Genomic DNA, 399 nt, shown 5'->3' on the forward strand with positions numbered 1-399 from the left:
ATAATGGACCATTCTGGTGATTCGGTCCGTATTATCCACGTTGATGACAACTCGAACTTCGCCGACACGACTGCGGCGTTGCTCGAACACGAGGACGACCGGTTGTGCGTCGAGACGGCGGCGAGTGCCGAACAAGCGCTAGAGACACTCTCTACGGTCCAGTACGACTGCGTCGTCTCGGACTACGACATGCCTGACCAGAACGGGATCGAGTTCCTCGAAGCCGTCCGCCAGCGCTACCCGGAGCTCCCGTTCATTCTCTACACCGGGAAAGGGTCCGAGGAAATCGCGAGCGATGCGATCTCTGCGGGTGTGACCGACTACCTCCAGAAGGGTTCGGGCGCCGAGCAGTACACACTGCTCGCAAACCGGATCAGAAACGCTGTCGACGCACATCGG

Annotated in this window: 1 protein-coding gene; it reads left to right on the forward strand. The window is 59.4% G+C overall.

Annotated elements, in window-relative coordinates; genetic code table 11:
- Positions 1-3 precede the first annotated feature (3 nt).
- A partial coding sequence (locus tag FY251_RS22015; RefSeq protein ID WP_148417023.1) for a response regulator occupies positions 4-399 on the forward strand: 396 nt, incomplete at its 3' end.

This window comes from Haloferax sp. KTX1, from assembly GCF_902410085.1.
GTDB lineage: Archaea > Halobacteriota > Halobacteria > Halobacteriales > Haloferacaceae > Haloferax > Haloferax massiliensis.